Origin of the sequence: Arthrobacter sp. NPDC093128, assembly GCF_040683875.1 — a bacterium.
In the GTDB taxonomy this organism is placed as follows: Bacteria; Actinomycetota; Actinomycetes; order Actinomycetales; family Micrococcaceae; genus Arthrobacter.
The window spans coordinates 114324-132074 of sequence record NZ_JBFBEY010000014.1; the positions used below are offsets into that span (position 1 = coordinate 114324).

The 17751-nt window shown below is 65.5% G+C and carries 17 protein-coding genes; 6 read left to right on the forward strand and 11 right to left on the reverse strand.

Annotated features, from left to right (window positions below):
• Nucleotides 1–255: 255 nt before the first annotated feature.
• A complete protein-coding gene (locus tag AB0N24_RS17375; RefSeq protein ID WP_364126823.1) occupies nt 256–996 on the forward strand; it encodes a polyprenol monophosphomannose synthase in 741 nt (246 codons plus the stop codon).
• A gap of 117 nt (nt 997–1113) precedes the next feature.
• Here AB0N24_RS17375 and AB0N24_RS17380 read toward each other — a convergent pair whose 3' ends face one another.
• The 4 genes from AB0N24_RS17380 to AB0N24_RS17395 form a co-directional block, all read right to left on the reverse strand.
• Nucleotides 1114–1461: an RNA polymerase-binding protein RbpA gene (locus tag AB0N24_RS17380; RefSeq protein WP_011692034.1), complete on the reverse strand. Its 348-nt coding sequence runs from the start codon at nt 1459–1461 to the stop codon at nt 1114–1116.
• A 266-nt stretch (nt 1462–1727) separates the two neighbouring features.
• A complete protein-coding gene (locus AB0N24_RS17385; protein WP_364126827.1) occupies nt 1728–2690 on the reverse strand; it encodes an SPFH domain-containing protein in 963 nt (320 codons plus the stop codon).
• A 104-nt stretch (nt 2691–2794) separates the two neighbouring features.
• Nucleotides 2795–3256 carry an NfeD family protein gene (locus AB0N24_RS17390; RefSeq protein WP_104174289.1) on the reverse strand — a complete coding sequence of 154 codons (462 nt, stop codon included), beginning with the start codon at nt 3254–3256 and terminating at the stop codon, nt 2795–2797.
• Nucleotides 3257–3378: 122 nt separating this feature from the next.
• Nucleotides 3379–4233 (reverse strand): methyltransferase domain-containing protein, encoded by an 855-nt coding sequence (locus tag AB0N24_RS17395; RefSeq protein WP_364126830.1) that lies wholly within the window; start codon nt 4231–4233, stop codon nt 3379–3381.
• Nucleotides 4234–4347: 114 nt separating this feature from the next.
• Here AB0N24_RS17395 and AB0N24_RS17400 point away from each other — a divergent pair, with 114 nt between their 5' ends.
• Nucleotides 4348–6438: a S9 family peptidase gene (locus tag AB0N24_RS17400; RefSeq protein ID WP_364126833.1), complete on the forward strand. Its 2091-nt coding sequence runs from the start codon at nt 4348–4350 to the stop codon at nt 6436–6438.
• Here AB0N24_RS17400 and AB0N24_RS17405 read toward each other — a convergent pair.
• Nucleotides 6435–7103 carry a peptide deformylase gene (locus tag AB0N24_RS17405; RefSeq protein ID WP_364126836.1) on the reverse strand — a complete coding sequence of 223 codons (669 nt, stop codon included), beginning with the start codon at nt 7101–7103 and terminating at the stop codon, nt 6435–6437. The two genes, AB0N24_RS17400 and AB0N24_RS17405, sit on opposite strands and share 4 nt — an antisense overlap.
• Nucleotides 7104–7112: 9 nt before the next feature.
• Nucleotides 7113–8075 (reverse strand): hypothetical protein, encoded by a 963-nt coding sequence (locus tag AB0N24_RS17410; protein WP_364126838.1) that lies wholly within the window; start codon nt 8073–8075, stop codon nt 7113–7115.
• Between the two features lie 59 nt (nt 8076–8134).
• Between AB0N24_RS17410 and AB0N24_RS17415 the strand changes: the two genes are divergently transcribed.
• A complete protein-coding gene (locus AB0N24_RS17415; RefSeq protein WP_364126841.1) occupies nt 8135–8551 on the forward strand; it encodes a nuclear transport factor 2 family protein in 417 nt (138 codons plus the stop codon).
• A gap of 24 nt (nt 8552–8575) precedes the next feature.
• Here AB0N24_RS17415 and AB0N24_RS17420 read toward each other — a convergent pair whose 3' ends face one another.
• Genes AB0N24_RS17420 through AB0N24_RS17430 form a run of 3 tightly spaced genes read right to left on the reverse strand, consistent with a single transcriptional unit; the run spans nt 8576 to nt 11656 of the window.
• Nucleotides 8576–9712, reverse strand: a complete 1137-nt coding sequence (locus AB0N24_RS17420) for an NAD(P)/FAD-dependent oxidoreductase (protein WP_364126843.1) — start codon at nt 9710–9712, stop codon at nt 8576–8578.
• Nucleotides 9705–10415, reverse strand: a complete 711-nt coding sequence (locus AB0N24_RS17425) for a class I SAM-dependent methyltransferase (protein ID WP_364126846.1) — start codon at nt 10413–10415, stop codon at nt 9705–9707. Before AB0N24_RS17425 ends, AB0N24_RS17420 begins: the two co-directional genes overlap by 8 nt.
• Nucleotides 10415–11656 (reverse strand): type III polyketide synthase, encoded by a 1242-nt coding sequence (locus AB0N24_RS17430; RefSeq protein ID WP_364126849.1) that lies wholly within the window; start codon nt 11654–11656, stop codon nt 10415–10417. Before AB0N24_RS17430 ends, AB0N24_RS17425 begins: the two co-directional genes overlap by 1 nt.
• A 113-nt stretch (nt 11657–11769) precedes the next feature.
• On the opposite strand from AB0N24_RS17430, the gene AB0N24_RS17435 reads away from it, so the two are divergent.
• The gene (locus AB0N24_RS17435) at nt 11770–14157 is read left to right on the forward strand and encodes an excinuclease ABC subunit UvrA (RefSeq protein WP_364126948.1); all 2388 of its coding nucleotides are present in this window, start codon (nt 11770–11772) and stop codon (nt 14155–14157) included.
• A 699-nt stretch (nt 14158–14856) separates the two neighbouring features.
• On the opposite strand, the gene map is transcribed toward AB0N24_RS17435, so the two are convergent.
• Nucleotides 14857–15627, reverse strand: coding sequence for a type I methionyl aminopeptidase (gene map / locus AB0N24_RS17440; protein ID WP_364126852.1), 771 nt, complete (start codon nt 15625–15627; stop codon nt 14857–14859).
• A 51-nt stretch (nt 15628–15678) separates the two neighbouring features.
• On the opposite strand from map, the gene AB0N24_RS17445 reads away from it, so the two are divergent.
• A complete protein-coding gene (locus AB0N24_RS17445; RefSeq protein WP_364126854.1) occupies nt 15679–15951 on the forward strand; it encodes a helix-turn-helix transcriptional regulator in 273 nt (90 codons plus the stop codon).
• 91 nt (nt 15952–16042) lie between these two features.
• Here AB0N24_RS17445 and AB0N24_RS17450 read toward each other — a convergent pair whose 3' ends face one another.
• Nucleotides 16043–16990, reverse strand: coding sequence for a 5'-3' exonuclease H3TH domain-containing protein (locus tag AB0N24_RS17450; protein WP_364126857.1), 948 nt, complete (start codon nt 16988–16990; stop codon nt 16043–16045).
• 172 nt (nt 16991–17162) lie between these two features.
• Here AB0N24_RS17450 and AB0N24_RS17455 point away from each other — a divergent pair, with 172 nt between their 5' ends.
• Nucleotides 17163–17702 (forward strand): dihydrofolate reductase family protein, encoded by a 540-nt coding sequence (locus tag AB0N24_RS17455; protein ID WP_364126860.1) that lies wholly within the window; start codon nt 17163–17165, stop codon nt 17700–17702.
• Nucleotides 17703–17751: the final 49 nt, after the last annotated feature.

Sequence of the window (17751 nt, forward strand, 5' to 3'; positions counted from 1 at the left end):
CCAGCCCGGCCCTGCTGGCGGGCCAGGCCGTGGCAGTCCCAGGGGCAGGTCCACTTCGCAGCAGAAAACAGTTCCGCCGGTGCACATCGCATCTGACTGAAACTGGCCCGAGGCATGTGGACCTGCCCGCGGCTTGCCCGTGTGACGCGCCCGGCAGACCTGAACTCCCTATAATGGTGACTTGCGCCTTAAAGCCGGCACCCGTGCTCAGCTTCATGGCGCGTTGACCGCTCCCATCAAGGAAAGGGCCTCGCTGTGCGTGTCCTCACCATCATCCCCACCTTCAACGAGCTCGAATCGTTGCCCAAGACACTCGCACGCCTGCGTGCAGCCGTCCCGGCTTCCGATGTGCTGGTGGTGGACGACAACAGCCCGGACGGCACCGGACAGCTGGTGGACGGCATCGCTGCACAGGACAGCCAGGTGCACGTGCTGCACCGCGAAGGCAAAGCCGGACTGGGAGCCGCCTACATCGCCGGTTTCAAATGGGGCCTGGACGCCGGATACGACGTCCTGGTGGAAATGGATGCCGACGGTTCACACAAGCCTGAGCAGCTGCAGCAGCTCCTGGATGCCGTTGAGGAGGGCGCAGACCTTGCCATGGGCTCGCGCTGGGTTCCCGGCGGCAGCGTGGTCAACTGGCCGCTGTACCGGCAGGCAATCTCACGGATCGGCAGCACCTACGCCCGGATCATGCTGGGTGTCAGGATCAAGGATGTCACCGGCGGCTACCGCGCCTTCCGCCGCACAACCCTGGAGAAGATCAACCTCGACCAGGTGGACTCCGTGGGCTACGGATTCCAGGTTGACCTCGCCTGGCGGGTGGCAAAGATGGGCCTGAAAATTGTGGAACGCCCCATCACCTTCGTGGAGCGCGAACTCGGAGCCTCCAAAATGAGCGGCAACATCGTGCTGGAAGCCATGATCAACGTCACCAAGTGGGGGCTCACCGCCCGCTGGAACAAGCTCACGCGCCGGGGATCAGCCGCGTCCTAGGCAGAGGCAGCAAAGGGCCGGGCCCGCAACCTCGAATTGAGGTTACGGTCCCGGCCCTTTGTGTTGTCAGACTGGCACGTTGCCGTTAGGCCGGCACGTGCCGCCGACGCTTTCGGACTAAGCCGAGCGCCGTTCGCCGCGCCGTTCGCGCAGAATGGTCAGACGGTCTTCGAGGATCTGCTCGAGCTCGGGCAGCGAGCGGCGTTCCAGGAGCATGTCCCAGTGCGTGCGCACTGCTTTCTCGTTGCTGTTGATGGGGCGTTCGCCGTCAACAAGCAAGGCTTCCTTGCCGGTCTTCGAAACCCACACCGGGGGAATCTCGGCTTCGGAGGAGAAGGTTACGAAGACCTGCTCGCCGTCCTCGCAACGGTACTCAACCCGCTGGCGTGGAGCCGGCTCAACACCGGATTCAGTCTCCATGCTCTGTGCGCCAAGACGCATGCCCCGGAGGCTGCGATCGCTCATGATTTCTCCCTTTGGTCGGTTCACGGAGTCACGCTCCGCGCTAGCCGGGGCAGCTCACGCCACGGACTACTGTTTGCATTGCCTGCATCAATAGATGCAACGCTTTGCTAAGCCTTAATGTTCCAGTCGGTCTGAACCAGCCGGACAAATATCCCATTATACGGGCTAGCTTCCCGGCGCGTAAAGCCGGGGGCAAAAGCGGTCAAAAGCAGGGGAGGCACCCGCAAAGCGGACACCTCCCCTGCCGGTCGCTGAGCCGTGCTGTCCTACAGCGGCTGCTTCGAGTCGTTCGGCTGGGCTTCCGCCGGCTTGGAGTCCTTGTCGCCGTCGAACAGACCACCCGTGCGGGGATCAGGATTGGTTCCGCCCAGGGCGTTGCCGATGCCCTTCAGGGCCTCACCGACCTCGCTCGGGATGATCCAGAGCTTGTTGGAGGAACCCTCGGCCAGCTTGGGAAGCGTCTGCAAGTACTGGTAGGCCAGGAGCTTCTGGTCCGGGTTGCCCTTATGGATTGCGTCGAATACCTTCTGGATTGCCTGGGCTTCACCGTCAGCGCGAAGAATGGCTGCCTTGGCGTCACCTTCGGCTTTAAGGATCGAGGACTGACGCTGGCCCTCCGCAGTGAGGATGGCCGACTGCTTGGTGCCCTCGGCGGTGAGGATGGCAGCGCGGCGGTCCCGCTCTGCGCGCATCTGCTTCTCCATCGAGTCCTGGATGGAGTGGGGCGGATCGATGGCCTTCAGCTCCACGCGGGAGACACGGATGCCCCAGCGGCCCGTTGCTTCGTCCAGTACGCCGCGGAGCTGGCCGTTGATCTGGTCGCGGGAGGTCAGGGCCTCTTCGAGGTTCAGCCCGCCGACGACGTTTCGGAGCGTGGTGGTGGTGAGCTGTTCCACTGCCTGGATGTAATTGGCAATCTCGTAGGTGGCTGCCCTGGCGTCAGTGACCTGGAAGTAGACCACCGTGTCGATCGAGACGACGAGGTTGTCCTCGGTTATGACGGGCTGCGGCGGGAACGAGACCACCTGTTCGCGAAGGTCCAGGAGCGGCAGTAGCCGGTCAACGAACGGGATCAGGATGGTAAGGCCGGGCAGCAGCGTCCGCTGGTACTTCCCGAGCCGCTCCACGACGCCGGCACGGGCCTGCGGCACGATCCGCACCGAACGCACCAGCACGATAATTACGAACGCAACGAGAACCAGCAGCACAATTGCGACTGCGATATCCATACATCACCTATTCCCCAGTTTGTGGTCTTGCCATGTTTTGCGGCGGTGTCCCGCCGCGAGCCCGGTGCCGGTGGCGGCTGCCGGAAAATTGATTGTTGCTCGACTTACTGCACGGCTGTTTCGGGCTGTGGCGCCACAACGGCGGTTGCGCCTTCGATCGCCGAAACCACCACGCGCTGTCCTGCGTTCAGCACACCCTGCTCCGAGCGGGCGCTCCAGACGTCACCGCCGATTTTGACCAGGCCCGAGGACGTGCTGACGGTCTCCATAACAAGGGCGGATTCGCCAATCAGGCGGTCGATGTTGGTCCGCTGCTCCGCGGGCCCCTTCTTCAGGTGCTTCAGCGCAACGGGTCGGACGAAGACGACCATCAGGAGCGAAACGACACAGAAGACCACGATCTGCAGCCAGAAATCGGCGCCGGCGAAATCGGCCAGCAGCCCGGCCAGCGCGCCGCCTCCGAGCATGATGAAAAAGAGGTCCAGCGTCAGCATCTCCACCACTGCAAACGCCAGGAAAACAGTGAGCCACAATGCCCACCAGTTCTCGCCAAGCCATTCAAACATGCGTTCCCCCTTCGTCCCCGGAGCTGCGGCAGCAGGCCCTCAGTAACTGTCCTTCCATCCTAGACCGAAGCCGAGGGGCGCAGGAGGGGGCTCTCAGGCACGTTCCGAAAGTAGCCAAGTCGTTATGCGGACGGCTGCTTCCGGGGTTCAAACACGCTGATTCGGAACCGCGCCGAAACCGTCGTGACCGGCGCCAGGCCGGCGACGATGGCGTCCAGCGCGGAACGGTCCAGGTGGTGGCCTGCCGGCCCCATGAGGGCCAGGTTGCCGACGTCGGCGGGCTCAAGCCGCAGCTCCAGATCGAGCTCCCGGACCGAGTGGGACTCAAAGTGCGCGTCGAGGGACGCGGCCAGCCGCTCCTCCTTGGCAGGCTCGATGCCGAGCATGCCGGTCTGCCCCGCGACCTCGGCAAGGTGCCCGGTCCGCGGCGTCACCACGATCAGCCGCCCGCCGGGGCGGAGCACCCTGGCGAACTCCACCGCATTCCGTGGCGCGAAGACCACCGTAACGACGTCGACGGCGTCGTCCCTGACGGGAAGCGGCTGCCAGACGTCGCTGACAAGGTTGATGGCGCCGGGATTCAACCGGGCCGCGCGGCGCAGCGCGAACTTGGAAATATCCAGTCCGATGGCGGACGCGGGAAACGCCGCCAGCAGCCTCTGCAGGTAATGTCCGGTTCCCGTACCGGCGTCGAGCACCGCGGCCTCCGGCCCTTGCAACGCGGGCGCCGCAAGCTCGGCGATCCCGTCGGCAAGGGGCTGGTAGTGTCCCCGGGACAGAAAATCGAACCGGGCAGCCACCATGGCGGCAGTATCGGCCTCGAAGACGGTTCCCTTGCCCACCAGGAAATTGAAGTAACCCTGCCTGGCCGCGTCAAAGCTGTGACCCCCAGGGCAGGCCAGCCGGTGGTCGCCGCCCGGCATCAGGCCGTTCCGGCAGACGGGGCACAGCAGGGAGCGGACAGCGTCGGGGAGCATAAATCCAATCCTAGGGCCGGCATGGCGGCTGCCCTCCCGCTGCAGTACCCCGGGGTCCCCGCGGGACAAGTGAGTTATTTCACAGGCTGTGCGCGAGCCGTTAGGCTCACAAGCGTGAAACCAGAACATCTGCCCCTGCTGAAGTCCGTTTCCGCCCCGGCCGTCCACCCGGACGGTAGCCGGGCGGTGGTCTCTGTCATCCGTCCAGACTTCGACGCCGACACCTATGTGGGGCAGTTGTGGACCGTGCCGCTGGACCCGGAAAAGCTGCCACGCCGGCTGACCCGCGGATTCCGCGACACGGCCCCGGCATTCTCGCCCGACGGGCTGGTGCTGGCCTTTCTCCGCGCAACTGCCGACGGCAAACCACAGCTTCATGTTGTGGAGGCCGCGGGCGGCGAACCGCAGGTCATGACCAACGCCAAACTCGGCGTCTCGTCTTTTGCGTGGTCTCCCGATTCGCACAGCATTGTCTTCGGCGCCAGAACGCCCGACGACGGCCGCTACGGCACGCTTGACGGCGTGTCCGCGGGGGCCGAGGATGCGCGGCTCATCACCGACTATCAATACAGGATGAACGGCGTCGGCTACACGGCCGACAAACCCCTCCAGCTGTACATCGTGGACGTGCCCGAGCTGGACGACGAACCGCGGGTGGCGCCCGCGGGCCGCGCGCTCAGGGCCCTCAAGGCCGCCGCGGGGAGTGACGCCAAGAGTGCGGCGGCAGAAACCGAGACCGACACGCTGGCCGCCGAAGCCCTGCTTCCGTCGGCACGGCAGCTCACGTTTGCCGCGACGGACCACAGCGGTGAATCGTTCGGCATGGACGGCCGGTTCGTGTACTTCGTGGCCGCGCTTCACGAGGGCCGCGACCTGGACCTTGAGACCGGCGTGTACCGTGTGGCCGTCAGCGGCGGAGAGCCAGAACCCGTCAAGGCTGCCAACTGCGGCCGCCAGACTGTCGGGGCGGCACGCCAGTCCAGGAACGGCAAGTGGCTATTCTTTACGGCCCAGGAGCTTGGCGAATCAGGCCAGGACTTCGTGGCGCGGAACACCGCCCTCTACGTGATGCCTGCGGACGGTGGCGACGCCATTGTTCTGAGCGACGTGGAAACCATGGACGTTTCCGGTTCCGCGGCCGGCCTCGAGCTGCGCGGCCCCGATTCCGTGCTGCTGCTGAACAATGCCCAGGGCACTGTGGAGCTGCTGGAGTTCGGAGCGACGGGGAACCACTCGCTGCTGGTTCACGGAGACCGGGTTGTCACCGGTGCCGCGTCGGCAGGCGGTGCCATGTTCGTCAGCTTCTCCGATGCAGCCACCGCCGGGGACCTGGCCGCGCTGGAGGACGGCCAGCTGAGGCTGCTGACCGATTTCTCGGCGGAACTCCGGCTTCAGGCCGAAATCATCGAGCCGCAGGAGCTGACCTTCGATGCCGCGGACGGGTATCCGGTCCACGGCTGGCTGGTGCTGCCGCCCGGGAAAGGCCCGCACCCCGTCCTGCTCAACATCCACGGCGGACCCTTCTCGCAGTACACAGCAGCCCTGTTCGATGAGGCCCAGGTCTACGCCGCCGCCGGCTACGCGGTACTCATGTGCAACCCCCGGGGCTCCGCCGGCTACGGCCAGGCCCACGGGCGGTCCATCAAGGAGAAGATGGGGACCGTGGACATGCAGGACGTGCTGTCCTTCCTCGACGGCGCCCTGGCAAAGTTCCAGGAGCTCGACGGCGGTGCCCTGGGGATCATGGGAGGCTCCTACGGAGGCTACCTCACGGCGTGGACCATCAGTCAGGACCACCGTTTCAGGGCGGCCATCGTCGAGCGCGGCTTCCTGGATCCCGTCAGCTTCGTCGGCTCGTCCGACATCGGCTGGTTCTTCGGCGGCGAGTACACCGGCAGCTCAGCGGAGCAGATGGCAGCCCAAAGTCCCATGGCCACGGTCCGGAACGTGCGCACGCCCTCGCTGGTGATCCACAGCGAAGAGGACCTCCGTTGCCCGGTGGAGCAGGGCCAGCGTTACTTCACGGCGCTGAAGCAGCAGGGTGTGGACGCCGCATTCCTCGTGTTCCCGGGGGAAAACCACGAGCTTTCCCGGTCGGGCACCCCGCACCACCGGAAGCAGCGCTTCGAGGAGATCCTGCGGTGGTGGGCCCGCTACCTGCCCACCAAGGCCAACCCGGGGGCGCACGGCCGGGCCGTTAGCTAGACCGGTTCGCCCGGCAGGAAGCCCAATTCCTGCCGGGCCAGGCCGATATCCGGATGCGCCCAGCGGGCACCGTATTCGGCGTTGTTGCTGAGTGAGCGCAATTCCGCCCGGTCGATGTACAGGATTCCCTTCAGGTGGTCGGTCTCGTGCTGCACGATCCGTGCCTGCCAGCCGGAGAACTCCTGCTGGCGGGCAGTTCCGGACGGATCGGTGAAATCGAGGCGCACGGCCCCGTGGCGCGGCACCACGGCCTGCAGGCCCTGGAGTGAGAGGCAGCCTTCGTAAAACGCCGCGCTGCCGGTGCCCACCGCGCGGTACGACGGGTTGATGACCGCGAAGAACGCCAGCGGTGACCGGCCGCGGACGGCGGAAGTTTCGGCGTCGACGTCGTACTGGTCCTCGAGGACCGCAAGCTGCAGGGGGATGCCCAGTTGCGGCGCAGCGAGGCCGACACCGGGTGCGTCATGCATCACCTGACGCATCAGTGCGATCAGCGCCGCGAGTTCAGAGCTGTCCAGCTGGCCGTCGAAGACGGCCGCCTGCTGCCGGAGTACGGGATGGCCGGCCTGGACAATGGGCGGAAGGACGCCCGCGGCGAGGATCTCCTGAACGGTCTCGTGGATCTGTGCGGTGCTGAACGGCGTGGGGTTCGCGACTTGAAGCATGGGAAAAGCCTAGTGCGCTCCGCAGGCGGCGGTGACGAAGTCATGGATCTGCCCTTTGAGTGCGGGCCCGGCGGCAACCTTCAGGGTGCCTTCCCTGCCGCTGACGTTCACGAGCAGGGGCAGCAGCGTCCCCACCTTGTCCTCGGCAACGGCGTGGGGGTCGCAGCGGGCGGGGCGGACCCGGAGGCGGAACTCCGCGGGACCGGTACCGGCAGCAACCGTCACGCCGCTCGGCCATGGGCTGTCAGGCGGGGCGGCCAGGAGGGTGGTTCCGTCAATGCGTTCGATGGTCAGTTCGCGGATTGTTCCGGTTCCGGCTTTGTTCGGTGTGACCGTCAGGCGGACGACGGCGGTACGGGCATCCGCCGCGACCTCCAGGTCCGGGGCCAGGCTGAACATGGCCACACGCCCGGCGTCCCGGGCAAGGCACAGCTCCGCATAGTTCCGTGCGAGGACACCGAACGGATCCGCCGCCGCCATTCGCACCGTGCTGGTGGTGGATCCCTGTCGGACGGAGACCCTCGCCTCGGCCGGAACCGTGCGGGCGCCGGCGTCCTCGGCGGGACTTTGGCACGAGGGGGCGGGGAGCCTTGCCGGCAGGCTCTTGGTTTGGCCCGGCGGCACCTCGGTACCTTCCGGCCCGGCCTGCCAGGCGGCCCCCGCGGGGAACAGGGTGCTCGACACGTCGGCGCCAAGGACCGTCACGGGCACGGACGATGTGTTGCTGAGCTGGATCTCGATGATCTGCGTGGCGTAGTTGTCCCTGAACTGGTTGAGCCCGGCAGTCAGCGGTCCGCGCGGCGTAGGCGTCCCGGACGCCTGGTCGGGACGGCCTGAATCGCCGGACTGCTGCGGTGCGGGGACCGGCGTTCCCGGGCTGCAGCCCTGCATGGCGGGGCCCGCCATCAGGACAGCAAGAACGACGGCGGCAGCCGCGTGCCGCCGTCGCCGCGCCTGCAGGACGCCGTTCATGCCAGCAGTCTAAGCGCAGGGCTCCGCGGCGTCGCCGGGTGATGGGCTACCCTCGTTGCATGACTGAACAGACGCCGCTCGATTGTGTCCTTGGATTTGTACGAGCCATTGAGGCCGGCGGCGGCGCGGCGGAGGTGGACCCCTTCCTTGCGGGAGACTTCACCTTGGTCGAAGCGCCGCACATTCTTGCGCCTGAAGGGTCCACCCGCAGCCGCGACCAGGTGCTCGCCGGTGCTGACCAGAGCCGCCACGTGGTGTCCGGCCAGCGTTTCGACGTTCGGCGGACCACCTGCGAAGGAAGCCGTGTGGTGCTGGAAGTCGACTGGTCGGCCACGCTGCTGATGGACCTCCGCTACTGGGATGCCGGCGAGACCATCCGGGCGCGGACCACGTCGGTCTTCGAGGTCTGGGACGGCCGGATTACCAGCCAGGACAGTTACGACTGCTACTTCACCGATGACACGGACGCGGAATAGGCAGGGGCGGAGTGCGCCGGTGCGCTAGTGCATGGTGAACCGGGCGGCCACGCGTGAATTGATGGCCGGCGCGCTTGCCGCATAGCCGATCAGCCTGTTCCGGGCACGCCACAGCGGCAGGGGCAGCGGCCGGCCGAGGGCCATGTTGATTTCGGACTGCCGGGCGGCCCTCGCGGCCGCCTGCAGCCGGTGACGTTCAAAGCATTGCAGTTCCGCCTTCAGCTCCGCGTGCGCAAGCCGGCCGAGGAGAAGCGGTACCAGCTCAGCAGCATCCAGCCAGCCCAGGTTCATTCCCTGGCCGCCGATCGGGCTGATTTCATGGGCGGCGTCACCGATGAGCGCCGTGCGGCCGTGGATCATACGCTTCGCCAGGCGCGAACGGACCCCGAAACTGCTCAGCATGGAATTGGTGCCCGGGTCGACGGCTACGCCGGTCCGGTCATGCACGATCCCGGCCAGGGACCGGGCGGTTGGCGCGTCTTCGCCGGCTGCAGGCATTCTCGCCACCCAGCGCCGCACTCGTCCCGGCAGCGGAAAGGACTCCACGATCCCTGCGGCTTCCAGGAACAGCGCCGCATCCGGGCCGAACGCGGTACTGTCGGCGAAGTCTCCCATCAGGTAGGAATCGGGGTAGTCCTTGAGCCGCACCGGAATGCCCAGGAGCTGCCGGACCGTGGAGCGGACTCCGTCCGCGGCCACGGCCAGGGAGGCGTGAATCCGGGACTCCCCGTCCCCGGTGACGACGTCCAACGCAACCCTCGCGCCGTCGTCGTGCAGTCCCGTCACGGTGGCTCCGCGCAGCATCGACTCGCCGTCCAGCTCCCTGACGCGCCGTTCCAGGACGGCTTCCGTGCGCGCCTGCGGGACCGACAACACGAACGGATAGCGGCGGGACACAGCGCGGAAAGACATCCCCGCCACTTCCACGCCGCCCCCGAAGGCAACACCGCGTCGGATCTGCACGCCCTCCGATGCCAGTGCGGCCGCAACGCCAATGCCGTCCAGTGCTTCCAGCGACGGGGGATGGATGCCGATGGCACGCGAGTGGGTGTTCGGTTCGGCGCGCTGCTCCAGGATGCGGACTGACACGCCGTGCTGCAGCAAGAGGGCTGCCAGGTACAGTCCCACCGGTCCGCCGCCCACCACGACGACATCAATCACCGCGCGCCTTCCGGTTCAGGGTCAGCAGGTTGCGGAAGGGCGGGCGGGCCAGCACGGTCCAGCCCGGGGAAGCGGCAGCCTGGAGTTCCGCGGCCGTGTAGCTCCGGCGGATCGAGGTCAGCCCGTCCTCCCGGATGAAGGAACCGGGGAACGGCCACGAGGCCGCATAGAACAGCGCGTACGCGGCGGGGCTGCGGCGGATGTCGTTGTGGATGACGGTTCCGCGGGACAGCAGCGCCGACTCGGCGAGGAATTGCGGCAGCTCGGCTGTGCCCAGATGGTGCAGGACGTGATTGGACACGACCACGTCGTAGCGTTGCCCTTCGCCGGCCAGTTCGGCCGTGGACGCCTGCCGGAACGTCACCCCGGGGGTGTGCCTACGGCGCCGGGCGAAGTCGAAGGCGCGGCGGTCCGGATCAATGGCGGTGATCTCCAGTTTCCGCCGGTCACGGGCCGCCCAGGCAGCCAGCAGGACAGGCACGTCCCCGCCGCCGCACCCGATGTCCAACAGGGTTGTCACCGTAGTGGCTGACAGGACGGGCCGGATGTGCGTCCGGTAGATTCCGCGCCAGCCGGCAACGGCCCTGTTGACCACGGAGAACTGCGCGTACGTGCGGTTCAGGCGTGCCGGGTCGCAGCCGGGGCGGTCCATTTCCTCTACCGCGTGGACGTCACGGTCGCGCAGCGGGCCCCTGTTGGCCATCAAATGAGTGACGGTTCAGTCCGCGCTGTGGCGTCCGGTATGGCGCCCGGTATGGCGTCCGGTACGGCGGACGCGTCCCGGGCAGCTGCCTCAGGCGAACCTCCCGTCAGCGGTGCGCGCACCTTGGTGAACATCGCCGTTTCCACTGTCAGGCCTGGTCCGAACGCCATCGAACAGATCCGTTCATCACCATCCCGCGGCGGGAGCCCGGCGATGTGCTTGAGGACAAAGAGCACCGTGGCGCTGCTCATGTTCCCGTAGTTGCGGAGGGTCTCCCGGGCGGGCACCAGTTGCTCGTCCGTGAGTTCGAGCCGGGACTGCACCTTGTCCAGGATGCTCCGGCCGCCGGGGTGGATGGCCCAGTGGGTGATATCCCGGTAGGGGAGTCCGCGCAGGGATTCATCGCGGGAAAGCAGGGGTTCAAGCGCGCCTATGATGTGGTCGTCAATAATGTGCGGAACATAGTTCCCCAGCACCATTTCGAAGCCTTCGTCGCCGATGTTCCACGCCATGGATTCCTCACCGACAGGAGTGAGGACGGTTTCGAAGTGGTCCAGCCGCAGCAGCGGGTTTCCGTCCGGAATGTCCCTGGCGGAAATGATGGCCGCCGCTGCACCGTCGGCAAACAATGCCGAGCCCATGATCGTGTCGGGATCGTTGGACGTGCGGACATGGAGCGAGCAGAGCTCGGCGCAGACCACCAGGACAACGGCGTCGGGATCTGCCTCGCAGAAGGATTTGGCGGCACGGAGCGCCGGAAAGGCCGCGTAGCAGCCCATGAAGCCAAGGTGGTAGCGCTGCACTGCCGGATTCAGGCCGAGGGCGCGGACGATCTTGTAGTCCGGTCCGGGGTTGAAGAAACCGGTGCACGAGACCGTCACGAGATGCGTGATGTCCTGTGCCTCGATTCCGGGGCAGGCATCCAGTGCGGCCTGGGCGGACTGCACGAAGAGCTTGGTGGCTTCGCGGCCGAAGATGTCGTTGCGGACCTTGGTGCTGGGGCTCAGCACCAGGCCGGTGTCCGGGTCAAAGAACTTCGGCTCGTCCGCTCGGCTGTCCTTGGTAAGTTCAGTGACAGCTGTGTACCGGGTATCGATGGCGGCGGAATCAAAGCACGTGCTCACCAGCCGGGAACCCAGCCTGGTGAGGCCCGGTTGGGCGGCAAATACATCGCGGGCTTCAGACTGAATGAGTACGGTGGGCGGGACAGCAGTTTCCAGGGACCTCATGTAGACCGTCATGGTTCATTCTCAGCGAGCTTTGCTGTTAAGACAATGCTGGTTAGATTGGGGCAGGCGACGCCGGCGCATGCCACGAAGGCGGCCCCCGAATAACGGATGGAGACACGATGAGCATGGCCACCCAGGCGGACTCGCAATTGCACGTGGAGCACGTCGCCGACAGCCACGACCTGATCCGCGTGCAGGGCGCCCGCGAGAACAACCTCAAGGACGTCAGCCTGGAGATCCCGAAGCGCCGGCTGACGGTGTTCACCGGCGTCTCCGGCTCCGGCAAGAGCTCGCTGGTGTTCAGCACGATCGCCGCCGAGTCGCAGCGGATGATCAACGAGACTTACAGCGCCTTCGTGCAGGGCTTCATGCCGAACCTCGCGCGGCCTGACGTGGACTTCCTCGAAGGGCTGACGACGGCGATCATCGTGGACCAGGAGCGGATGGGCGCGAACCCCCGCTCCACGGTCGGCACTGCCACCGACGCCAACGCCATGCTCCGCATCCTCTTCAGCCGGCTCGGCACGCCGTACGTCGGTCCGCCCACGGCGTTCTCCTTCAACGTGCCGACGCGCAAGGCCAGCGGGGTGATGAGCACCGAGAAGGCAGGCGGCCGGGTTGAAAAGAGTGTGGTGCAGAATGCCGTCTACCTGGGCGGCATGTGTGCGCGCTGCGAGGGCATGGGCTCGGTTTCCGACTTCGACCTCACTGCGCTCTACGACGACAGCAAGTCGCTGGGCGAGGGTGCACTGACCGTTCCCGGTTACAGCATGGACGGCTGGTACGGCCGGCTGTTCGAGGGGATGGGCCTGCCGATGGACAAGCCGATTGCCACGTTCACGAAGAAGCAGCTTGAGACGATGCTGTACGCCGAGCCCACCAAGATCAAGGTCGAGGGCATCAACCTCACGTTCGAGGGCATCATCCCCAAGATCCAGAAGTCCATGCTGTCCAAGGACGTCGAGGCGATGCAGCCACACGTGCGGCGCTTCGTGGAGAGCGCCATCACCTTCCAGGCCTGCCCCGAGTGCGAGGGCACACGGCTCAGCCCCGAGGCCAGGTCGTCGAGGATCCAGGGCAAGAACATCGCTGAGCTGTGCGAGATGCAGATCAGCGACCTGGCAGAGTGGGTCCGCGAGTTCGACGAGCCGTCGGTTGCGCCGCTTCTCAGGGGCCTGCGGCACCTGTTGGATTCCTTCGCCGAAATCGGTCTGGGTTACCTCTCGCTGGACCGGCCGGCGGGCACATTGTCCGGGGGAGAGGCCCAGCGCACCAAGATGATCCGGCACCTCGGCTCGTCCCTGACGGATGTCACCTACGTCTTTGACGAGCCGACCATCGGCCTGCACCCGCATGACATCGAGCGGATGAACCAGCTGCTGCTGCAGCTGCGCGACAAGGGCAACACCGTGCTCGTGGTCGAGCACAAACCGGAGACCATCGCCATCGCCGACCACGTCGTTGACCTCGGCCCCGGGGCCGGTACCGAGGGCGGCAGAGTCTGCTTCGAGGGAAGCGTCGAGGGGCTGCGGGGGAGCGACACCATCACCGGCCGCCACCTCGACGACCGGGCCAGGGCCAAGGAATCCGTGCGTACCCCGTCCGGCACGCTTGAGGTGCGCGGTGCCTCGACGCACAACCTTAAGGACGTCGACGTCGACGTTCCGCTGGGCGTGCTTTGTGTGGTCACCGGCGTCGCCGGTTCGGGCAAGAGTTCCCTGATCCATGGTTCAGTGGCCGGCCGCGACGGTGTTGTGGTGGTCGACCAGGGCGCCATCAAGGGGTCCCGGCGCAGTAACCCGGCGACGTACACCGGCCTCCTGGAGCCGATCCGCAAGGCGTTCGCGAAGGCCAACGGGGTCAAGCCGGCGCTGTTCAGCTCCAACTCGGAAGGCGCCTGTCCCACCTGCAATGGCGCGGGCGTCATCTTCACTGAACTGGGTGTTATGGCCACCGTGGAGTCCACCTGCGAGGACTGCGAGGGCAGGAGGTTCCAGGCGTCAGTCCTCGAATTCAAGCTGGGAGGCCGCAACATCGCCGAAGTCCTGGCCATGTCGATGACCGAAGCGGAGGGATTTTTCGGGGAAGGAGAGGCACGCACGCCGGCGGCCCACAAGATCCTCGACCGGCTCGTGGACGTCGGACTCGGCTACCTCACCCTTGGGCAGCCGCTCACGACGCTGTCCGGAGGCGAGCGTCAGCGCGTCAAGCTCGCCACCCAGATGGCCGAGAAAGGCGACGTCTACGTTCTCGACGAACCGACCACCGGCCTCCACCTTGCCGATGTCCAGAACCTGCTGGGCCTTCTCGACCGCCTCGTGGAGTCCGGAAAATCTGTCATCGTTATCGAGCACCACCAGGCAGTGATGGCACACGCCGACTGGATTATCGACCTCGGCCCGGGCGCCGGACACGACGGTGGACGGATCGTGTTCGAGGGCACACCGGCGGATCTTGTGGCCGCACGCTTCACGCTGACCGGCGAGCATCTCGCGGCCTACGTCGGCGGGTAGGTGTGGGACGAATGGGGGTGGATGGAACCAAACCGCGCCGAGTTATGTCAACTAAGTTCGGTTGCGGGGCGTCCTAAGCCTTCCTGGCATGGGGAGCCTCATTCGAAGCCGATGATGCACCAGGTGGGGAATTTCCGATCCGGGTCGTTGATCTCAGTGATGAGTCGAAACCACCGATTCGTTGCGTCACCCGGGAACTCCGGGCGATCGGCAACAAGCTCAACGTCGCGAACATGGACTGGGGCGAGTTAGCGGAAAACACGGATCATTCTGGCGTCTTCAGAGGGTTCGACTGACATTTATCCGACCCCTTTCCAGGTATTCACAGAACGCCGATAATCTACATTATGTAAAGTAGAAGTAATTCTACTACCGGCCCTGCAGGGTGGGACTCAGTGATACCGCTTCCCCGTGTGCGGGTGCCCGGACGCTGAAGTCCGCGCCGTTACAGGGATCTGGGCCTATCCGACAACTCCCTGGGCAACAGAATCATCGACTAGCGGCAATGCATTTGTCTTCATGAAGTCGAAGGAGACAATGACGACGCAATCCTGAAGTATGCGTTGTCCGAGCTCCAAGCACACCGGCTGGCAAGGTCGGTTCACGAACCCAGCATTGCGTCGTTCACACGATGTCGCTTCATTCTTGGAAGCGGTGCACCGGGTGCGGGCCACTCCCCCGCGGTTTAAGACCCGCTCTTCATGCCAGTTGTGTGAGAATGACGGGTCCGGATTCCGTGACGGCGATCGTGTGCTCGGAGTGCGCAGTCCGGCGGCCATTGGAACTGCACAAGGTCCACCCGTCTGGAGCTGTAACGAGTTTGCTGGTGCCGTCCATGATCCAGGGTTCTATTGCCAACAGCAGTCCGGGGCGAAGCACGTATCCGCGTCCAGGTGCGCCGATGTTCGGTATATGCGGGTCCTGATGCATGGTGCTTCCAACACCGTGCCCGCCAAATTCGGCGTTGACCTCAAAGCCGGCTGATTCGAGCACTGAGCCAATTGCATGGGAAATATTTCCAAGACGCGCTCCGGATTGGGCGGCATGGATACCGGCCAGAAGCGCCTTCTCCGTGGTTTCAATCATGTGCCGGTCCACAGGCCCCTGGGACTCCCCTACAACGAAGCTGATGGCGGAATCAGTGACCCACCCGTCAACGCTTGCTGCGAAATCGAGGGTTAGTAGATCCCCATCCAACAGAACGTAGTCATAAGGGAGCCCGTGCAAAACGGCATCGTTAACGGACGTGCAGATGACTTTTCCGAAGGGGCCGCGCCCAAATGAAGGAGCGTAGTCTACATAGCACGAGCGGGCTCCAGCCACCCGGATCATCGAAGCTGCCCAATCATTTATTTCCAGGAGATTCGTCCCGGGCGCGATTCTCTCCCTCAAGTCCGACAGGGTCTTCGCCACGAATTGGCCGGAGACGCGTGCCGCGTCAACTTCTCGAGGCGTGAGCAGCTCAATCAATGGTTCCTCCAAGTAGTACCGTTATTATTATAACGGTACTACTCTTGGAAGATGGTTAGAGTCCCGCTAAGCCCCGAAGACATCCGAGCAGGGCAGCTCCTCGGAGAGATGCTCCGTAATGCCCGCGGGGAACGGACCCTGGTCCAGGTAGCCCTTGGTGCAGGTATCTCCCCTGAGACTCTCCGGAAGATCGAGACGGGTCGGATCGCAACACCGTCTTTTATGATCGTGGCTGCGCTTGCGGACGAACTCGCACTCTCTCTGGATGCCATCCAGGGAACGCTACGAAGTTCATCAGGTGAGAAACTCGCTGTAGCTTCCTGAGCGCAACTCCCCCGGGCTGTTCGAGGCTACCGGGTCCCGCTGAGCCTGCCGAAAACGCGGCGTTCATCCGAAACCTGGCTCTGGCTGCGCCTCACGACGATGGATCTCGAAGATCGAGCGCGTCGAGGAGTCGCCTGACCGAGCCGCCGAGGTTCCACTCGGTGGCGAGCCGTTCCAGTTCGGCGCGGGACTCGCCGACGACGGGGTGTAACTGAGCGCCCGCCTCCTCGAGCGTGGGCACGTCGAGATCCTGCACCACCTTGACAACGGTGGGTGCGACCTCCAGGTAATCGGCCGCCGCAGCCAGCTTGGACCGCACGGACGCGGACACCCCGCCTGCCCCGTCAGCTGCCGCCGCGAGCAGCCCATCGAGGGTGCCGTACTCGCCGAGCAGCGAGGCGGCGGTCTTCTCGCCTATTCCGGCCACGCCCGGCAGCCCGTCGGAGGCATCCCCGCGCAGCGTCGCGTAGTCGGCATACTGCTCGGGCAGCACACGGTACTTTCCGACGACGACGACGTCGGTCAGGACCTCTAGGTTCCTCATCCCGCGTGCGGTATAGATCACCCGCACCTGGCGGTCGTCGCTGACGAGCTGGAAGAGATCGCGGTCGCCCGTCACCACGTCGACGGGAAGCCCGGCGTGGCTGGCGTAGGTGCCGATGACGTCGTCGGCTTCATGCTCGGCGACCCCCACGACGGCGATGCCGGCGAGGTCGAGCACCCGCCGGATCATCGGAATCTGCACCTCCAACGCGTCCGGCACGACTTCCACGTCGGCGGCACCTGCCACCACCGTCGCGACCCGGTGCGACTTGTAGCTCGGGATGAGGTCCACCCGCCACTGCGGACGCCAGTCATCGTCCCAGCACGCAACGAGATGGGTCGCAGCGTAGTCGGTGGTGAGCCGTGCGATCATGTCGAGCAGGCCGCGGACGGCGTTCACCGGCGTTCCGTCGGCGCGGCGGATCGTGTCGGGCACGCCGTAGAAGGCACGAAAGTACAGCGACGCGGTATCAAGAAGCATCAGGCGATGAGGCATACCTGATCCTGACACGGCCGCGTTGCAACGCGAAGGATCTCCACGTTTTGTGTCCAGCACGCATGCTTCTTCGACGCCGCGGGGGTGCGCTCGCGGCCCCTGTCGCGGTCGAACGCCCGTGGCTAGGCTTTAAGCGCGCCGAAGGGATGCCTCTCAGCTGAAGGAGATCTTCATGGGCAAGCTCACCGTTACAGCCTTTACCACTCTCGATAACGTCGCCGAGGAGCCCCACCTTTGGTCGGGCCCATTCTTTAGCGACGCCACCGGCGCGTTCAACGACGAAGTGCTCGCCGGGGCCGAGTCGATGCTGCTCGGCCGGATCACCTACGACGGATTCGCCGCCGCCTGGCCGTCGCGATCAGGTAGCTTCACCGCGGACAAGTTCAATGCAATGCCCAAGTACGTCGTGTCGACGACGCTGGAACGCGCGGACTGGAACAACAGCACGATCATCGCCGACGACATCCCCGGCCGGGTTCGCGCCCTTCGCGAACGGGAGAACGTGATCGTGTGGGGAAGCCCGACACTGGTCAGGATGCTCATGGCTGAGGACCTGGTCGACGAGTACGTGCTGCTCATCTCCCCCATCGTGCTCGGGCAGGGCAAAAAGACGTTGCCGGAGGACGGATCCCGGCACAGTCTGCGGATCGTCGAACAGCGGCTCCTCGACGGCGGAATGCTGGCGCTGCGGATGGCGGCGGCAGCGGCCTGAGCAGGGGGCCGGCCGGCGACGTGTCAAGCGATGCCCGGCCGCCACACCG